The sequence below is a fragment of the Cupriavidus sp. OV096 genome, assembly GCF_900115455.1.
Lineage (GTDB): Bacteria > Pseudomonadota > Gammaproteobacteria > Burkholderiales > Burkholderiaceae > Cupriavidus.
Window position 1 is genome coordinate 543584 of the sequence record NZ_FOWM01000002.1, and the last position, 16165, is coordinate 559748.

Annotated in this window: 15 protein-coding genes; 14 read left to right on the forward strand and 1 reads right to left on the reverse strand. The window is 66.8% G+C overall.

The annotated features are described in order from the left end of the window. The first annotated feature begins 26 nt into the window (after positions 1-26). The 11 genes from BM115_RS06515 (at position 27) to BM115_RS06565 (ending at position 11364) form a co-directional block, all read left to right on the forward strand. A complete protein-coding gene (locus tag BM115_RS06515) occupies positions 27-1037 on the forward strand; it encodes a Tim44 domain-containing protein (RefSeq protein WP_092291813.1) in 1011 nt (336 codons plus the stop codon). Positions 1038-1145: 108 nt separating this feature from the next. Next, positions 1146-1811 carry a ubiquinone biosynthesis accessory factor UbiJ gene (locus tag BM115_RS06520; protein ID WP_092291815.1) on the forward strand — a complete coding sequence of 222 codons (666 nt, stop codon included), beginning with the start codon at positions 1146-1148 and terminating at the stop codon, positions 1809-1811. 82 nt (positions 1812-1893) lie between these two features. Then, positions 1894-3471 carry a ubiquinone biosynthesis regulatory protein kinase UbiB gene (ubiB, locus tag BM115_RS06525; protein ID WP_092291817.1) on the forward strand — a complete coding sequence of 526 codons (1578 nt, stop codon included), beginning with the start codon at positions 1894-1896 and terminating at the stop codon, positions 3469-3471. Between the two features lie 16 nt (positions 3472-3487). Further along, positions 3488-4102, forward strand: a complete 615-nt coding sequence (locus tag BM115_RS06530; protein WP_092291819.1) for a methyltransferase domain-containing protein — start codon at positions 3488-3490, stop codon at positions 4100-4102. 182 nt (positions 4103-4284) lie between these two features. Next, the gene (locus tag BM115_RS06535) at positions 4285-5721 is read left to right on the forward strand and encodes a high affinity choline transporter 1 (RefSeq protein ID WP_092291821.1); all 1437 of its coding nucleotides are present in this window, start codon (positions 4285-4287) and stop codon (positions 5719-5721) included. A 243-nt stretch (positions 5722-5964) separates the two neighbouring features. Further along, entirely contained in the window at positions 5965-6327 is a 363-nt protein-coding gene (locus BM115_RS06540) for an FmdB family zinc ribbon protein (RefSeq protein ID WP_092291823.1), read from the forward strand. 17 nt (positions 6328-6344) lie between these two features. Continuing rightward, positions 6345-7061, forward strand: coding sequence for a DUF502 domain-containing protein (locus tag BM115_RS06545; RefSeq protein ID WP_092292141.1), 717 nt, complete (start codon positions 6345-6347; stop codon positions 7059-7061). 48 nt (positions 7062-7109) lie between these two features. After that, positions 7110-8918, forward strand: a complete 1809-nt coding sequence (gene aspS, locus BM115_RS06550; RefSeq protein ID WP_092291825.1) for an aspartate--tRNA ligase — start codon at positions 7110-7112, stop codon at positions 8916-8918. Positions 8919-9170: 252 nt separating this feature from the next. Beyond that, positions 9171-10088: a hypothetical protein gene (locus BM115_RS06555; RefSeq protein ID WP_092291827.1), complete on the forward strand. Its 918-nt coding sequence runs from the start codon at positions 9171-9173 to the stop codon at positions 10086-10088. Positions 10089-10135: 47 nt separating this feature from the next. After that, positions 10136-10609, forward strand: a complete 474-nt coding sequence (nudB, locus tag BM115_RS06560; RefSeq protein ID WP_092291829.1) for a dihydroneopterin triphosphate diphosphatase — start codon at positions 10136-10138, stop codon at positions 10607-10609. Then, positions 10606-11364: an endonuclease/exonuclease/phosphatase family protein gene (locus BM115_RS06565; protein ID WP_177219860.1), complete on the forward strand. Its 759-nt coding sequence runs from the start codon at positions 10606-10608 to the stop codon at positions 11362-11364. Before nudB ends, BM115_RS06565 begins: the two co-directional genes overlap by 4 nt. A gap of 10 nt (positions 11365-11374) precedes the next feature. Here the strand turns inward: BM115_RS06565 and mobB are convergent, their stop codons facing one another. After that, entirely contained in the window at positions 11375-11887 is a 513-nt protein-coding gene (mobB, locus tag BM115_RS06570) for a molybdopterin-guanine dinucleotide biosynthesis protein B (RefSeq protein WP_092291833.1), read from the reverse strand. Between the two features lie 93 nt (positions 11888-11980). On the opposite strand from mobB, the gene clsB reads away from it, so the two are divergent. From clsB to BM115_RS06585, 3 genes are all read left to right on the forward strand, one after another. Beyond that, the gene (gene clsB / locus BM115_RS06575; RefSeq protein ID WP_255370713.1) at positions 11981-13309 is read left to right on the forward strand and encodes a cardiolipin synthase ClsB; all 1329 of its coding nucleotides are present in this window, start codon (positions 11981-11983) and stop codon (positions 13307-13309) included. A gap of 379 nt (positions 13310-13688) precedes the next feature. Next, positions 13689-14279 (forward strand): TetR/AcrR family transcriptional regulator, encoded by a 591-nt coding sequence (locus BM115_RS06580; RefSeq protein WP_092291837.1) that lies wholly within the window; start codon positions 13689-13691, stop codon positions 14277-14279. 88 nt (positions 14280-14367) lie between these two features. Beyond that, positions 14368-16155, forward strand: coding sequence for an acyl-CoA dehydrogenase C-terminal domain-containing protein (locus BM115_RS06585; RefSeq protein WP_092291839.1), 1788 nt, complete (start codon positions 14368-14370; stop codon positions 16153-16155). Positions 16156-16165 lie beyond the last annotated feature (10 nt).

The following is a 16165-nucleotide window of genomic DNA, read 5'->3' on the forward strand; positions in this document are numbered from 1 at the left end:
CCGAAACTGACAGGGGATCGCAGAAAATGTCTTCTTTTCGTGGAAAATTCCTCGCCGCGTCGCTGATCGCGACGCTGGCGCTGGGGGTCGCGCTGGACGCCAATGCCAAGCGGCTGGGCGGCTCACGCAGTGTTGGCAAGCAGTCGTCCTCCGTGACGCAGCAACGCCAGCAGGCGCCGGCCCAGCAATCGCCGACGCAGCAACCGGCCCAACAGCCCAACCAGGCGGCACCGGCCACGGCTGGCACGGCCGGCGGTGCGGCGGCTGCTGCACCCAAGCGTAACTGGGGCGGCATGCTCGGCGGCCTGGCGGCTGGTCTGGGTCTTGGCTACCTGCTCTCGCACTTCGGTCTGGGCGGTGCGGCTGCCAGCTTCCTGTCGAATCTGATCCTGATCGGCGGTATCGCGCTGCTGGCCTTCTGGCTGATCCGCAAGTTCCGCGGAGGCGCAGCGCGCCGCCAGCAACCGGCCTACGCCGGCATGGGCAATCAGGGCAACCAGGGTGGTTTCGGTGGCAACGACCTGTCGCGCACTGCCGAGCCGACCTTCCGTCAGGCCGAGCAACCCGCGCAACCTGCCGCCTACGGCGGCGCGGCGGCCAACCCGGTGATGGGTGGCGCTGCCGCCGGCGCCGTGGCTGCTGCACCGCAGCAACCGTGGGGCGTGCCGGCCGACTTCGACACCGAAGCCTTCCTGCGCAATGCCAAGGTTCACTATGTGCGCCTGCAGGCCGCGTGGGACGCCGGCAATCTCGACGACATCCGCGAGTTCACCACGCCGGAAATGTTCGCCGAGATCAAGATGGATCTGGCCGAGCGCGGCGCCGAGGTCAACAAGACCGACGTCGTGACGCTGGATGCCCAACTGCTGGGCATCGAGGACACCCCGACGCAGCACGTTGCCAGCGTGCGTTTCGCCGGCATGATCCGCGAGCGCGCGGGCGAGCCGGCCCAGCCGTTCGCCGAGGTCTGGAACCTGGCCAAGGCCACCGCCGGCAACGGTGGCTGGCTGCTGGCCGGCATTCAGCAGGAGTCCTGAGCGTAATCTCCCCGCCGCTTCCACGGATGCGGCGGGCGAGTAGCTTAGAATGGAGGCCCACGCGTGCGTGGGCCTTTTTTGTTGCCCGACTACCGCAAACCGCTCGCCATGAACGCCTTGCCTTCCCCGCTGGCCGCGCCGATCGTTGCCGCCCTCAATCACCTGATCGAACAGGAGCCGTGGGCCTGCGCGCTGCTGTCGCCCTTTGCCGGCCGCGTGATCCGCTTCGATGCCGCCGCCTTTGCGCTAGCGCTGAAGGTGACCGAACACGGCTGCATCGAGCAGGCCACGGTGGCCGAGGCGCCGGCCGTGACCTTGCTGGTGCCGTTGCAGCAATGGCCGCTGGTGGTGGCCGACGTGGCCGAGGGCGGGCAGGCCGCCGCGATGCGCCATGTGCGGATCGAAGGCGACGCGGAACTGGCCAACGCCGTGTCCACGCTGGCCCGCAGCCTGCGCTGGGACGCCGCCGAAGACTTGTCGCGCGCGCTGCGCGGCGTGATGGGCGGCCCGGTCAGTGACAGCGTGGCGCAGCGCGTGGTCGATGGCGCACGCCAGGTCCACGACAACGCCACCCGCGTGGGCCGCGCCCTGCTCGACAATGTGACGGAATACCTACTCGACGAACAACCGACCCTCGTACGCCACGCGGCGCTGGACGGCTTTGCCGATGACGTGGCGCGGCTGCGCGACGACCTCGAACGGCTGGAAAAGCGGCTGGAACGGCTGGAACGCCAGCCGGCCGCGCCGGGCAAGCTGCCGTCCGCCCACCGTTGATGGCCCGGCCGTCGTCCTCCCTCCCTTTTGCCTGCGCCGCCGCCTGCGCGCGCGGCGTGCCTCCGCACCGTAAAGAACCCGCATGACCCGCCTTCTGCGTCTCTGCAAGATCGTCTTTGTCATCCTGTATTACGGGCTCGATGAACTCGTGCTGTCCGGCTTCAAGAGCCGGCGCATCAAGCTGCTGGTGAAGGTCATCACCATCGGCCGCAAGCTCGAGCAGCCGCGCGGCGTGCGCCTGCGGATGGCGCTGACCACGCTCGGGCCGATCTTCGTCAAGTTCGGCCAGGTGTTGTCCACCCGCCGCGACCTGATGCCGCCCGACATCGCCGACGAACTGGCGATGCTCCAGGACCAGGTGCCGCCGTTCGACCCGGTGTTGGCCGTCAAGATCATCGAGAAGTCGCTCGGCCGGCCGCTTTCGGACTTGTTCGAGAATTTCGAGCACACGCCGGTGGCCAGCGCGTCCATCGCGCAGGTGCACTTCGCCACGCTGCGCGGCGGCCCGAACCATGGGCGTGAGGTGGCGGTGAAGGTGCTGCGGCCCGGCATGCTGCCCGTGATCGACAGCGACCTGGCCCTGATGCGCGACATGGCGACCTGGCTCGAGCGCGTCTGGGTGGATGGCCGCCGGCTCAAGCCGCGCGAGGTGGTGGCCGAGTTCGACAAGTACCTGCACGACGAACTCGACCTGATGATCGAGGCCGCCAACGCCAGCCAGTTGCGCCGCAACTTCATCGAGAGCGGGCTGCTGCTGGTGCCGGAAGTGTTCTGGGACTGGTGCACCAGCAACGTGTTCGTGATGGAGCGGATGCACGGCATCCCGATCTCGCGCATGGAGTCGCTGAAGGCGGCTGGCGTGGACATGCACCAGCTGGCCGAGGAGGGCGTGGAGATCTTCTTCACGCAGGTGTTCCGCGACGGCTTCTTCCACGCCGACATGCACCCCGGCAACATCCTCGTCTCGGTGCAGCCGGAGACGTTCGGGCGCTATATCGCGCTGGACTTCGGCATCGTCGGCGCGCTGTCCGAGTTCGACAAGAACTACCTCGCGCAGAACTTCATCGCATTTTTCCGACGCGACTACCACCGTGTGGCGCTGCTGCACGTGGAATCGGGCTGGGTGCCGGCCGAGACGCGCGTGGAGGAGCTGGAGTCCGCCGTGCGCGCCTGCTGCGAGCCGTACTTCGACAAACCGCTGCGCGAGATCTCGCTCGGCATGGTGCTGATGCGGCTGTTCCAGACCTCGCGGCGGTTCAACGTCGAGATCCAGCCGCAGCTGGTGCTGCTGCAGAAGACGCTGCTCAATATCGAGGGGCTGGGCCGGCAGCTCGACCCGGAACTCGACCTCTGGAAGACCGCCAAGCCGTTCCTCGAAAAGTGGATGTACGAGCAGGTGGGCTGGCAGGGCGCCTGGGAGCGGGTAAAGGTGGAGGCGCCGCAGTGGGCCAAGATGCTGCCTGACTTCCCGCGCCTGGCGCACCAGTTCCTGGAACGCCGCGCGCTGCAGAACAATGGCGAGCAGGAGCGGTTGCTGGCGCAGCTCGTGGTGGAGCAGCGGCGCACCAACCGTCGGCTGTCCACGGCGCTGATGCTGATCGGCGGCTTCCTGGCCGGCATCGTGCTGGTGCAGGCGCTGGCCTGGGCGGGCTACTGGTAAGCCTCGGACGCACGCCATGCCGAATCCCCCGAAACGCGAATTCGAGAGCCGCAACGCCGCCGACGCGGCGTTCTGGGACGAGCGCTTTGCGCGGCAATTCACGCCTTGGGACGCTCAGGGCGTGCCGGCCGAGTTCGAGGCGTTCGCTGCCGGATTGACGCCGTGCCCGACCCTGGTGCCGGGCTGTGGCAACGGCTGGGAGGCCGGCTGGCTCCACGCGCGCGGCTGGCCGGTGACGGCGATCGACTTCTCCGCCGAGGCGGTGGCGTCGGCGCGGCGGGCGCTCGGCGCCGCCGCCGTGGTGGTGCGGGAGGCCGATTTCTTCGCCTTCACGCCCGAGCCGCCCTGCCAACTGATCTACGAGCGCGCCTTCCTGTGCGCGCTGCCGCCGGCGCTGCGCCAGCCCTATGCCGACCGCGTAGCGGCACTGTTGCCACCGGGCGGATTGTTGGCCGGGTACTTCTATATAGGTGAGACGCGCGGCGGGCCCCCGTTCACCATGCCCCGCACCGAGCTGGACGGGCTGCTGGCGCCGGCCTTCGATCTGGTGGAGGACCGTCCGTCCGCCGCGCCGCTGCCGGTCTTCGCGGCCGGCCAGGAGCGCTGGCAGGTCTGGCGCCGGCGCGCCTGAAGCGAACCTGATCCGATCCAGATTCGACCCCGAGCCGTTTCCAAGTCGTCCATGCGGCGCTTCCCGCACCGGCGTGGGGAATTCGCCGCGCCCGGGGATTTTTTTTCGACCCGTCGGGTCTGCATCGCTATAATCCGCCGGCATTTCTCCGCAACTTCGGAAATCTGGGATAGGGCAGCGGCATGCTGATCTGGTTCGTCATCATCTATTGGGTTATCTCGGTCGGCATTGGGCTGTGGGCGGCGCTGCGCGTCAAGGGCACCGCCGACTTCGCCGTGGCCGGCCGCAGCCTGCCGTTCTACATCGTCACCGCCACGGTGTTCGCCACCTGGTTCGGCTCCGAAACCGTGCTCGGCATCCCGGCCGTGTTCCTCAAGGAGGGGCTCTCCGGCGTGGTGTCCGACCCGTTCGGCTCCTCGCTCTGCCTGATCCTGGTGGGCCTGTTCTTCGCCCGGCCGCTGTACCGGATGAACCTGCTGACCATCGGCGACTACTATCACAACCGCTACGGGCGCGTGGCCGAAGTGCTGACCACGCTATGTATCGTGGCGTCCTACCTCGGCTGGGTGGCGGCGCAGATCAAGGCGCTGGGGCTGGTGTTCTATACGGTGTCCGACGGCGCGCTGTCGCAGGACGCCGGCATGATGATCGGCGCGGCCAGCGTGCTGGTCTACACGCTGTTCGGCGGCATGTGGTCGGTGGCGGTGACCGATTTCATCCAGATGATCATCATCGTGATCGGCATGCTCTATATCGGCTACGAGGTCAGCGGGCAGGCCGGCGGCGTGGCGGCGGTGGTGTCGCACGCGGCGGCGGCCGGGAAGTTCGAGTTCTGGCCGTCGCTGGACCTGATCCAGATCATTGGCTTCGCGGCGGCGCTGTTCACGATGATGCTGGGCTCGATTCCGCAGCAGGACGTGTTCCAGCGCGTGACCTCGTCGCGTACCGAGAAGATTGCCGGGCGCGCCTCGGTGCTGGGCGGCGTGCTGTACTTCTTCTTCGCCTTCATCCCGATGTTCCTGGCCTATTCGGCCACGATGATCGATCCCGGCATGGTCGAGAAGTACATCAACTCGGATTCGCAGCTGATCCTGCCGCAGTTGATCCTGACCCATGCGCCGATGTTCGCGCAGGTGATGTTCTTCGGTGCGCTGCTGTCGGCCATCAAGAGCTGCGCGTCGGCCACGCTGCTGGCGCCGTCCGTGACGTTCGCGGAGAACATCATGCGGCCGTACTTCCGCCATCTGACCGACAAGCAGTTCCTGCGCGTGATGCAGGCCGTGGTGCTGGTCTTCACGACGCTGGTGACGCTGTTCGCGCTGAATTCGCACCTGTCGATCTTCCACATGGTGGAAAACGCATACAAGGTGACGCTGGTGTCGTCCTTCGTGCCGCTGGCGTTCGGGCTGTTCTGGAAGCCGGCCACGCGACAGGGCGGGCTGGCCGCCATCCTGATGGGGCTGGCATCCTGGCTGACCTGCGAGGTGGCCTTCGCCGACGCCGCCGTGCCGCCGCAGATGGTGGGGCTGATGTTCTCGATCAGCGGCATGGTGTTCGGCTCGCTGCTGCCGCAATGGATCAGCGAGCGACCGGGCGTCAAGGAAGTGCATATTGCGTAACTTTCAAGCCTGAAACTGGGTCCGGCACCCCGGCGGCGCCGGTAAAACGGGCCCCAGGCGCCTCATGGGCGACCTGAGGCGCCCGGAATGGCCTCTTTTCCCGGCGGTGGACGGGCCGCCGACAGTTTATAATCCGAGGCTTTGCATCGCCGTGCGGGTGTTTTTCCGCGAATTGCCATTGCAAATGGCCTCCGGCGCTGCCACCTGTTGTTCCCAATCCAGATTTCCGCGAAAAGAACCATCATGCCGATCTATGCCTACCGTTGCGACGCCTGCGGCCACGGGCGCGATGTGCTGCAGAAAATGAGCGATGCCCCGCTCACGGACTGCCCATCCTGCGGCGCTGCCGGGTCCTTCAAGAAACAACTGACCGCCGCCGGCTTCCAGCTCAAGGGCTCGGGCTGGTACGTCACGGACTTCCGTGGCGGCAACAGCGGCAACAAGGGCGCCAGCGCGCCAGCGGCTACGGGCGGTGCGGCGGCATCGGCCCCGGCGGCCTCGGGCGGTGACGCGTCTGGTTCGTCGGCTTCGTCGTCGTCCACGTCCACGTCCACGTCCACGTCTTCGACGCCTTCCGCCCCGGCGGGCGGCAGCGCCAGCGCCTGACCCTCATGGCCAAAACCGTGGTTGCCAAGAAAACCTCCGCCCTCAAGACCTGGTTCCTGACCGGGCTGCTCGTGCTGGTGCCGCTCGGCATCACGCTGTGGGTGCTCAATTTGATCATCGGCACGATGGACCAGAGCATGGCCTTGCTGCCGGTGGCGTGGCAGCCCGAGAACCTGTTCGGGCGCCGCATTCCAGGTCTTGGCGCCATCCTGACGCTGCTGTTCATCCTGCTGGTGGGCGTGCTCGCGCACAACTTCATCGGCCAACGGCTGGTGCGCTGGTGGGAAATGCTGCTCGGCCGCATTCCCGTGGTGGGCCCCATCTACACCAGCGTGAAGCAGGTCTCGGACACGCTGCTGTCGTCGTCCGGCAACGCATTCCGCAAGGCGCTGCTGGTGCAGTATCCGCGCGAGGGGTCGTGGACCATCGCGTTTCTGACCGGCCGGCCCGGCGGAGACGTGCAGAATCACCTCCAGGGCGAATACGTCAGCGTCTACGTGCCGACCACGCCGAATCCGACCTCGGGCTTCTTCCTGATGATGCCCAAGGCCGACACCATCGAACTCGACATGACCGTCGACGCCGCGCTCAAGTACATCGTCTCGATGGGCGTCGTGGCGCCGACGGAGCTGCCCCGCAAGTCCGGCACGTCGGGCCGTCCGGCGGATGCGGCCGAGGCCGCGGACACCGCTGAAGAGGCGGTTGCGGTCGCCGACTCGAACTCTACTCATTGAATTGCGCGCGGGCCGCCTCGCGGCCGCGCATTACCGGGAATTTCTCCTATGTCCTCCATGCGTACTCACTACTGCGGTCTGGTGACCGAACAACTGATCGGCCAGGAAGTGGCCCTGACCGGCTGGGTACAGCGCCGGCGTGACCACGGCGGCGTGATCTTCGTCGATCTGCGAGACCGCGAGGGCCTGGTGCAGGTGGTTTGCGATCCGGATCGCCCGGAGATGTTCAAGGCCGCCGAAGAGATCCGCAACGAGTTCTGCATCCGCATCACTGGCAAGGTGCGTCCGCGCCCGGCCGGCACGGAGAACGCCAACCTGACCTCGGGCAAGATCGAGGTGCTGTGCCATGAGCTGAGCGTGCTGAACCCGTCGGTCACGCCCCCGTTCCAGCTGGACGACGACAACCTGTCGGAAACCACCCGCCTGACGCACCGCGTGCTGGACCTGCGCCGCCCGCAGATGCAGTACAACCTGCGCCTGCGCTACAAGGTGGCCATGGAAGTGCGCAAGTACCTGGACGCCCAGGGCTTCATCGACATCGAAACGCCGATGCTGGGCAAGAGCACGCCGGAAGGCGCGCGCGACTACCTGGTGCCGTCGCGCACGAACCCGGGCCATTTCTTCGCGCTGCCGCAATCGCCACAGATCTTCAAGCAGATGCTGATGGTCTCGGGCTTCGACCGCTACTACCAGATCACCAAGTGCTTCCGCGACGAGGACCTGCGCGCTGATCGCCAGCCCGAATTCACGCAGATCGACTGCGAGACGTCGTTCCTGACCGAGCAGGAGATCCGCGACCTGTTCGAGGACATGATGCGCACCGTGTTCAAGAACGCCATCAACGTGGACCTGGACGCCGCGTTCCCGGTGATGGAGTACCGCGAGGCCATGGCCCGCTTCGGCTCGGACAAGCCGGACCTGCGCGTGAAGCTCGAATTCACCGAGCTGACCGACGTGATGAAGGACGTCGACTTCAAGGTGTTCTCGGGCCCGGCCAACAGCGACAACGGTCGCGTGGTGGGTCTGCGCGTGCCGGGCGGCGGTTCGATCTCGCGTGGCGAAATCGACGCCTACACCCAGTTCGTCGGCATCTACGGCGCCAAGGGCCTGGCCTGGATCAAGGTCAACGAAGTGGCCAAGGGCCGCGACGGCCTGCAATCGCCGATCGTCAAGAACCTGCATGACGCCGCGATTGCCGAGATCCTGAAGCGCACCGGCGCCCAGGACGGCGACATCATCTTCTTCGGCGCCGACAAGGCCAAGGTCGTGAACGACGCCATCGGCGGCCTGCGCCTGAAGATCGGCCATTCCGAATTCGGCAAGTCCAGCGGCCTGTTCGAGGACGTGTGGAAGCCGCTGTGGGTGATCGACTTCCCGATGTTCGAGTACGACGAGGAAGACGCGCGCTGGGTGGCCATGCACCACCCGTTCACGAGCCCGAAGGACGAGCACCTGCAGTACCTGGAAACCGATCCGGGCAAGTGCATCGCCAAGGCGTACGACATGGTGCTGAACGGCTGGGAAATGGGCGGCGGTTCGGTCCGTATCTACCGCGAGGACGTGCAAAGCAAGGTGTTCCGCGCACTGAAGATCGGCGAGGAAGAGGCACGGGCCAAGTTCGGCTACCTGCTGGATGCGCTGCAATACGGCGCGCCGCCGCACGGCGGACTGGCATTCGGCCTCGACCGTATCGTGACGATGATGGCCGGCGCCGATTCGATCCGCGACGTGATCGCCTTCCCGAAGACCCAGCGTGCACAGGATCTGCTGACGCAGGCCCCGTCGGCGGTGGACGAGAAGCAACTGCGGGAACTGCATATTCGGCTGCGGGCGCAGGAGGCCAAGACTACGGTTTGAGTTTTTTGACCGGGGTGTTGATGAGGGGTGCCAGCCTTGGGGTGGTGCCCCTTTTGTTTTTTGGGGTGGTGGTTGTGGGCAACAGCCACCATCGCAACAACAGAAACAACCGCGGCCGAACGAACCCATTAGCACCAAATCCCCCAACAATCTCGTTTCCATTTGTTACGAATAGGAACGAAGCCTCCCGCAACAATGTCTCCCTAGGTTGAAAAACCCATAATCAACCGCGCCGTCTGGGAGGACGAATCTGTGAACCTCGATATCGAACAAATCCGCCAGTTCCTGCAGGCGCATGCGGAGACCATCCTGACGTGGCTGGTGGCCGGCCTGGTGATGATGTTGCTGGCGAAATTCGAGCTGCGCCGCGCGGTGCGCAAGTCGGCACAGGCGATGTCCGAGTCAGTGGCGACCACGGTGGCCGCGTGCGTGCCCGACATCGCCCATGCGGCGCAAACGGCGCATCCCGTGGCTGTGGATCCCGATGGCGCCGAGCCTGTCACTGCCCAGCGCGCAGATGCGCTGCGTCGCCTGTCGCTCGATACCGTGGCGACCGTCATGGCTCGTGGGCGATGGCTTGAGGATGTCGGCAACCTGCGTCTGGCCGAGGACGCGCTACTGACCGGCCGGCGTGCCGGTGGCGCGGACCCGCTGCTGGTCGTCGCCCCGCAACCGGTCGTGCAGGCCTACCTGACCGCTCAGCGTACGTTCGAGGATGAAGCCGCCCGGCTCCAGACCCATCGCCGCGAGGCGCTGACGCTTCAGGAGGCGCTCCAGGCGCTGGTGGCGGAAGCCGCCCATGTCGAACAGGAAACCGCCAGCATCGTGATGCGCTTCGAGCAGGTCAACGCCCAGGCCGCGCAAGGCGTGGAAGCGGGCGATTACCAGCGCTTCCTGATCCAGAAGTACAACCAGCTGGGCCAGCGCGAGAAGGACATTGGGCAGGAACGTGCCGAGCTGGCCGCGCAACTGCGCGAGAGCACCGATGCGTTGGCCGAACATGCCCACGTGGCCTCGCAGCGCTACACGCAGGCGCTGGCGCCGCTGATGCAGCAACTGCGTTCTGCGTGGGGCCATGGCGATTCGCCGGACGTCTTCGAGACCTGGCTGCGCCACGCCAAGCCGGAAGACGGGATGCCGGCACCTGCCGCCGATCGCTCGGCGGCCTGAGCGGAGGGGTTTGCGCTATCCTTGGGTTTGTCCTTCCAACGCGCCCCATGCCCTACAAGATTCCCGAATCGGTGCTGGTTGTCATCTACACGCCAGACCTGCAAGTCCTGCTGATCGAGCGCGCCGACCGGCCCGGCTTCTGGCAGTCGGTCACCGGCAGCCTGGACGCCGAGGACGAACCGCTGCCAGTGACCGCCGCCCGCGAGGTGGCCGAGGAAACCGGCATCATCGCCAGCGCGCATAGCCTGACCGACTGGCAACACACCATCACGTACGACATCTACCCCCAGTGGCGCCACCGCTACGCGCCCGGGGTGGCACGCAACACCGAGCACTGGTTCGGGCTGTGCGTGCCCGCACCTCTTAATGTGACGCTGGCGCCGCGTGAACACCTGCGCTACGCGTGGCTGCCCTGGCAGGAAGCCGCCGAGCGCTGCTTTTCCAGCAGCAATGCGGAAGCGGTGCGCCAGCTGGCCTGGCGGGCGGCGGCGGGGCTCGACGTCACCTCGGGAGCGGCATGATGAAGCTGCGCGTGGTCACGTACAACATCCACAAGGGCGTGAAGGGGTTCAGCGGGAAGCCGCGCATCCAGAATGTACGCACCGGCCTGCAGACCATGAACGCGGACATCGTCTTCCTGCAGGAAGTCCAGGACCGCAACGACCGGCTGGTCGCCGCCGAGTTGTTCGACCCTGACCACACCCAGCTCAACTATCTGGCCACCGACGCCTATCCGCATTCGGTCTACGGCCGCAACGCGGTCTACGATCACGGCCATCACGGCAACGCGATCCTGTCCCGGCATCCGATCCTGATGTCGGAAAATCTCGATATCTCCGATCACCGCTTCGAGCAGCGCGGCCTGTTGCACGCGGTGGCGGACATCAACGGCGTGGAGGCGCACCTGATCTGCGTGCATTTCGGCTTGTTCGCGCGCAGCCGGGCGCGGCAGGCGAGCGCGCTGGTGGAGCGTGTGCGCGCCGTGGTGCCGGCCGATGCGCCGCTGGTCATCGCCGGCGATTTCAACGACTGGAACCATCGGCTGGACGCCCAGATCTGCAACACGCTCAACGCGGTGGAGTCGGCGCACGCCAAGAGCGGGCGTATCCACACGTTTCCGAGCCATATGCCGTGGTGGCAGCTGGATCGGATCTACGTACGGGGATTCGAGATCGAGCGCACCCAGGCGCTGACCGGCCGCGAATGGGCCGAGCGTTCGGACCATGTGCCGCTGGTGGCGGAGCTGGCCCGCCGGGTGGCGATTCCCGAGGCGTAGTGCCCCGGGGTTACAGGCTGATGAGGGCGGTGCGGATCCAGTGGTAGATGGCGTCTGGATCGGCGAGGTCGAGTACCGGCAGCGCCGTTTGCGTGGCAACTTCGGCCGGCGCGTCGGTCGCCACGGCGACCACGCCGGGTACGTCGCGCCAGAGCGGCGGCTTGCCGTGGGCGGGCCGATAGACCTCGAGTTTCGGGAAATCGCTCCATTTATAGCCTTCGACCAGCACCAGGTCGGTCTCGGGCGGCAGCACGGCCAGGGCCTCGCTGATTTCGGGCGATGGCTTCGACTCCGGGTAGTGGCGCATCAGCGTCAGGTGCCGCGCGCCGACCAGCACGACGTTCTCGCAGCCGCCGGCGCGCATGCGCCAGGAGTCCTTGCCGGGGGTGTCGGGGTCAAAGCCGTGGTGGGTGTGCTTGATGCCGGCGACCCGCAGGCCGTCGGCCACGAAGCGGGGAATCAGCTGGTCCAGCAGCGTGGTCTTGCCGCTGCCCGACGCACCGGCGATGCCGAATACCTTCACAATACTTTCCGTTTTCCGCCACACAATGGCCCGACAATAGCAGAGTTGGCCCGGGCGATGTGCAGGAGCCGCCCGTTATCCGATAATCAAGCCATGTCACGGATCTACGACCGGGTCGACCGCCCCGCACCCGCCTCGACGCCCCAGTCCCCGGCACCGCCCATCCCCCAGGCGGCGCCCGCGGACGTCCACCTCCGCGCGCCCCTGCTGCGCTGGGGCCGCCGGCGCGGCAGCCCGGTGCCCGGCAACGCGGTGGACCTGCTGCGCAATGGCGAAACCTTCTTCCCCGCCCTGATCGCCGCCATCGGCACGGCCACGCGCCACGTCGTGCTGGAGACCTATATCTATGCCGATGATGCGGTCGGCCAACGCGTGACCGAGGCGCTGGTCGCTGCGGCGCAGCGTGGCGTGGATGTGCGGCTCGTGGTCGATGGCTTCGGCGCCGGCGACATGCCCGAAGCCCTGCAACAGCGCCTCCAGGCCGGCGGGGTGAAGCTCGAGATCTACCGGCCGCTGCGCGGGTTCAAGCTGGCGCGCCGGCACCTGCGCCGGCTCCACCGCAAGATGGCCGTGATCGACGACAGCGTGGCGTTCGTCGGCGGCATCAATATCATCGACGACCACAACCACGGCCCGCTCGACCTGCCCGAACTCGGCCCGCGCTACGACTTCGCCGTGCGGGTGTCCGGGCCGCTGGTCGCGCAGATTGCGCTGGCGTCGGCCCGGCTCTGGTTCCGCATCGCCCAGCGCCGCGGCCTGCGCGAGACCGCCGAGGCCTTCGCCGAGGTGGAGACGCTGACCACGGCCGCCCGCCAGGCGCGGCGCAACGTGCAGCCGGGCGGCGTGCCGGCCGCGTTGCTGCTGCGCGACAACCTGCGCAACCGCCGCACGATCGAGCGCGAGTACCTCTACGCGCTGGGCGCAGCACGGCACGATGTGATCCTCGCCAACGCCTACTTCCTGCCGGGCCACAAGATGCGCCGCGCGCTGCTGGCCTGCCGCGAGCGCGGCGTGCGAGTGCGGCTGCTGCTCCAGGGGGTGGTCGAGTACCGGCTCCAGCATTTCGCCACGCACGCGCTCTACGCCACGCTGCTCGAGGCGGGCGTGGAGATCTACGAATACGAGGCGAGCTTCCTGCACGCGAAGGTCGCCGTGGTCGACGATACCTGGGCGACGGTCGGCTCGAGCAATATGGACCCGTTCAGCCTGCTGCTGGCGCGCGAGGCCAACGTGGCCGTCTACGACACCCACTTCGCGAACGACCTGCGCGGGCACCTGGAACGGGCCATGGCGCAGCGCAGCGCGCGCGTGGTGCCGGAGGCGCACGCGGGCCTGCCGCGCCTGCGGCGGTTTGCCAACTGGGCGGCCTACTATGTGTTGCGCGTCGGCGTCGTCATCGCCGGGGTGACGGGGCGGTACTGAATGCCTCGACGCATGGCCGCGCGCGTGGCGTTACCATGCTGCCCTGCCGCACGCGCCATCCCGCGCGCGCTGGTGCCGTGCGGTTTTAAGCCGTTGCTGCAATGCGTGGTCAACGCAGGGCCCGCACCGTCTGTTTAGAAACCCCGGTCTAATTAATTGCTTGATGCCAAACGGCCTCGCCAGAATAATCTGAACGACCGTTCTTTTTTGGCTTAGACTGCGTGCATTCGCGACTTGCCACGGCTTTACGGCAGCCGCAATGCCAGGTTCAAAGCAAAGTCAGGTCATAGGCAGCGCCCGGGAAGTGCGCTGCGAGAACGGAGAGAACACCATGCGACACCAGTCAGTCCGTCTTGAATCCGCCGCCGCACCCGCGCCCTTGCGCAAGGGTGAGATGACGCGCGTGGCGATTCTCGATGCCGCACTGGAATTGTCGTCCCGCGACGGGCTGGAAGGGCTGACCATCGGCCTCCTCGCGGAACGCATGCAGATGAGCAAGAGCGGCGTATTCGCGCATTTCGGTTCGCGCGAGGACCTGCAGGTGGAAGTGGTGCGCGAGTATCACCGCCGGTTCGAGCAGGAGGTGTTCTACCCCTCGCTGCACGAGCCACGCGGTCTGCCGCGCCTGTGGTCGATGGTGCGGCGCTGGATGGAAAAGCGCATCCAGGAAGTGACCACGGGCTGCATCTACATCAGCGGGGCGGTCGAGTACGACGATCGCGCGGAAAGCCCGGTGCGTGACGAGCTGGTCAAGAGCGTCACGATCTGGCGGGCCGCGCTGATGCGCGCGATCGACCAGGCCAAGGAAGAGGGGCACCTGCGCGCGGACTGCGATCCGCGCACGATGCTGTTCGAGATGTACAGCCTTGAACTAGGCTTGCATCACGACGCCCGTTTCCTGCGCCTGCCGGACAGCGCCGAACTTGCCATGGTCGCGCTCAACAAACTGATTCAGTCTTACCGAACCTGACGCCGCCCCCGGCAACGGTCTCGCCCCCTCCCTGCAGGCGGCGCGGCGCGTGCGTGTGGCGGCATCGCAAACCTCCAAGGAGTTTTTGATGGGCCAGTACACCGCACCGTTGCGCGACATGCAGTTCGTGCTCCATGAACTGCTCGGCGCAGAAGCCGAACTCAAGGCGATGCCGACGCACGCCGACATCGACGCGGACACCATCAACCAGGTTATCGAGGAAGCCGGCAAGTTCTGCGCCGACGTGGTCTTCCCGCTGAACCAGCCCGGCGACCGCGAGGGCTGCACCTACGAGGGCGACGGCGTGGTCCGCGCGCCCAAGGGCTTCAAGGAGGCCTACCAGCAGTACGTCGAAGCCGGCTGGCCGGCGCTGGCCTGCGACCCCGAGTTCGGCGGCCAGGGCCTGCCCATCATCATCAACAACGCGCTGTACGAGATGCTGAACTCGGCCGGCCAGGCGTGGACGATGTACCCGGGCCTCTCGCACGGCGCCTATGAGGCGCTGCATGCCCACGGCACGCCGGAGCTGAAGCAGACCTACGTGCCCAAGCTGGTGTCCGGCGTGTGGACCGGCACGATGTGCCTGACCGAGCCGCATTGCGGCACCGACCTCGGCATGCTGCGCAGCAAGGCCGAGCCGCAGGCCGATGGCTCCTACCTGATCTCGGGCACGAAGATCTTCATCTCGGCCGGCGAGCACGACCTGGCCGAGAACATCATTCACCTGGTGCTGGCCCGCCTGCCGGACGCCCCGCAAGGCACCAAGGGCATCTCGCTGTTCGTGGTACCGAAGTTCATCCCCGATGCCAGCGGCAACCCGGGCGAGCGCAACGGCATCAAGTGCGGCTCCATCGAACACAAGATGGGCATCCACGGCAACGCCACCTGCGTGATGAACCTGGACGGCGCGCGGGGCTGGCTCGTGGGCGAGGCGAACAAGGGCCTGAACGCGATGTTCGTGATGATGAACGCCGCGCGCCTGGGCGTGGGCGCCCAGGGCCTGGGCCTGACCGAGGTGGCGTACCAGAACTCGCTGGCCTACGCCAAGGACCGTCTGCAGATGCGCGCGCTGACCGGCCCGAAGGCGCCGGAGAAGCCGGCCGATCCGATCATCGTGCACCCGGACGTGCGCCGCATGCTGCTGACGCAGAAGGCCTACGTCGAAGGCGGCCGCGCGTTCAGCTACTGGACCGCGCTGCAGATCGACCGCGAGCTGTCGCACCCCGACGCCGCCGTGCGCAAGGAAGCCGGCGACCTCGTGGCGCTGCTGACGCCGGTGATCAAGGCCTTCCTGACCGACAACGCGTTCACCTCGACCAACGAGGGCATGCAGGTGTTCGGCGGCCACGGCTACATCGCCGAATGGGGCATGGAGCAGTACGTGCGCGACGCCCGCATCAACATGATCTACGAAGGCACCAACACGATCCAGGCGCTGGACCTGCTGGGCCGCAAGATCCTGGGCGACATGGGCGCCAAGCTGAAGGCGTTCGGCAAGATCGTGCAGGACTTCGTCGAGGAAGAGGGCACCAACGAGGCGATGCAGGAGTTCGTCAACCCGCTGGCCGACATCGGCGACAAGGTGCAGAAGCTGACCATGGAAATCGGCATGAAGGCCATGGGCAACCCGGACGAAGTGGGCGCGGCCGCCGTGCCGTACCTGCGCGTGGTGGGGCACCTGGTGTTCTCGTACTTCTGGGCCCGCATGGCCAAGCTCGCGCTCGAGAAGGAGGGCAGCGGCGACAAGTTCTACACCAGCAAGCTGGCCACGGCGCGGTTCTACTTCGCCAAGCTGCTGCCGGAAACCGCCGCGGAGATCCGCAAGGCGCGCGCCGGCTCGGCCACGCTGATGGCGCTGGACGCCGACCTGTTCTGATTTGCCGGCA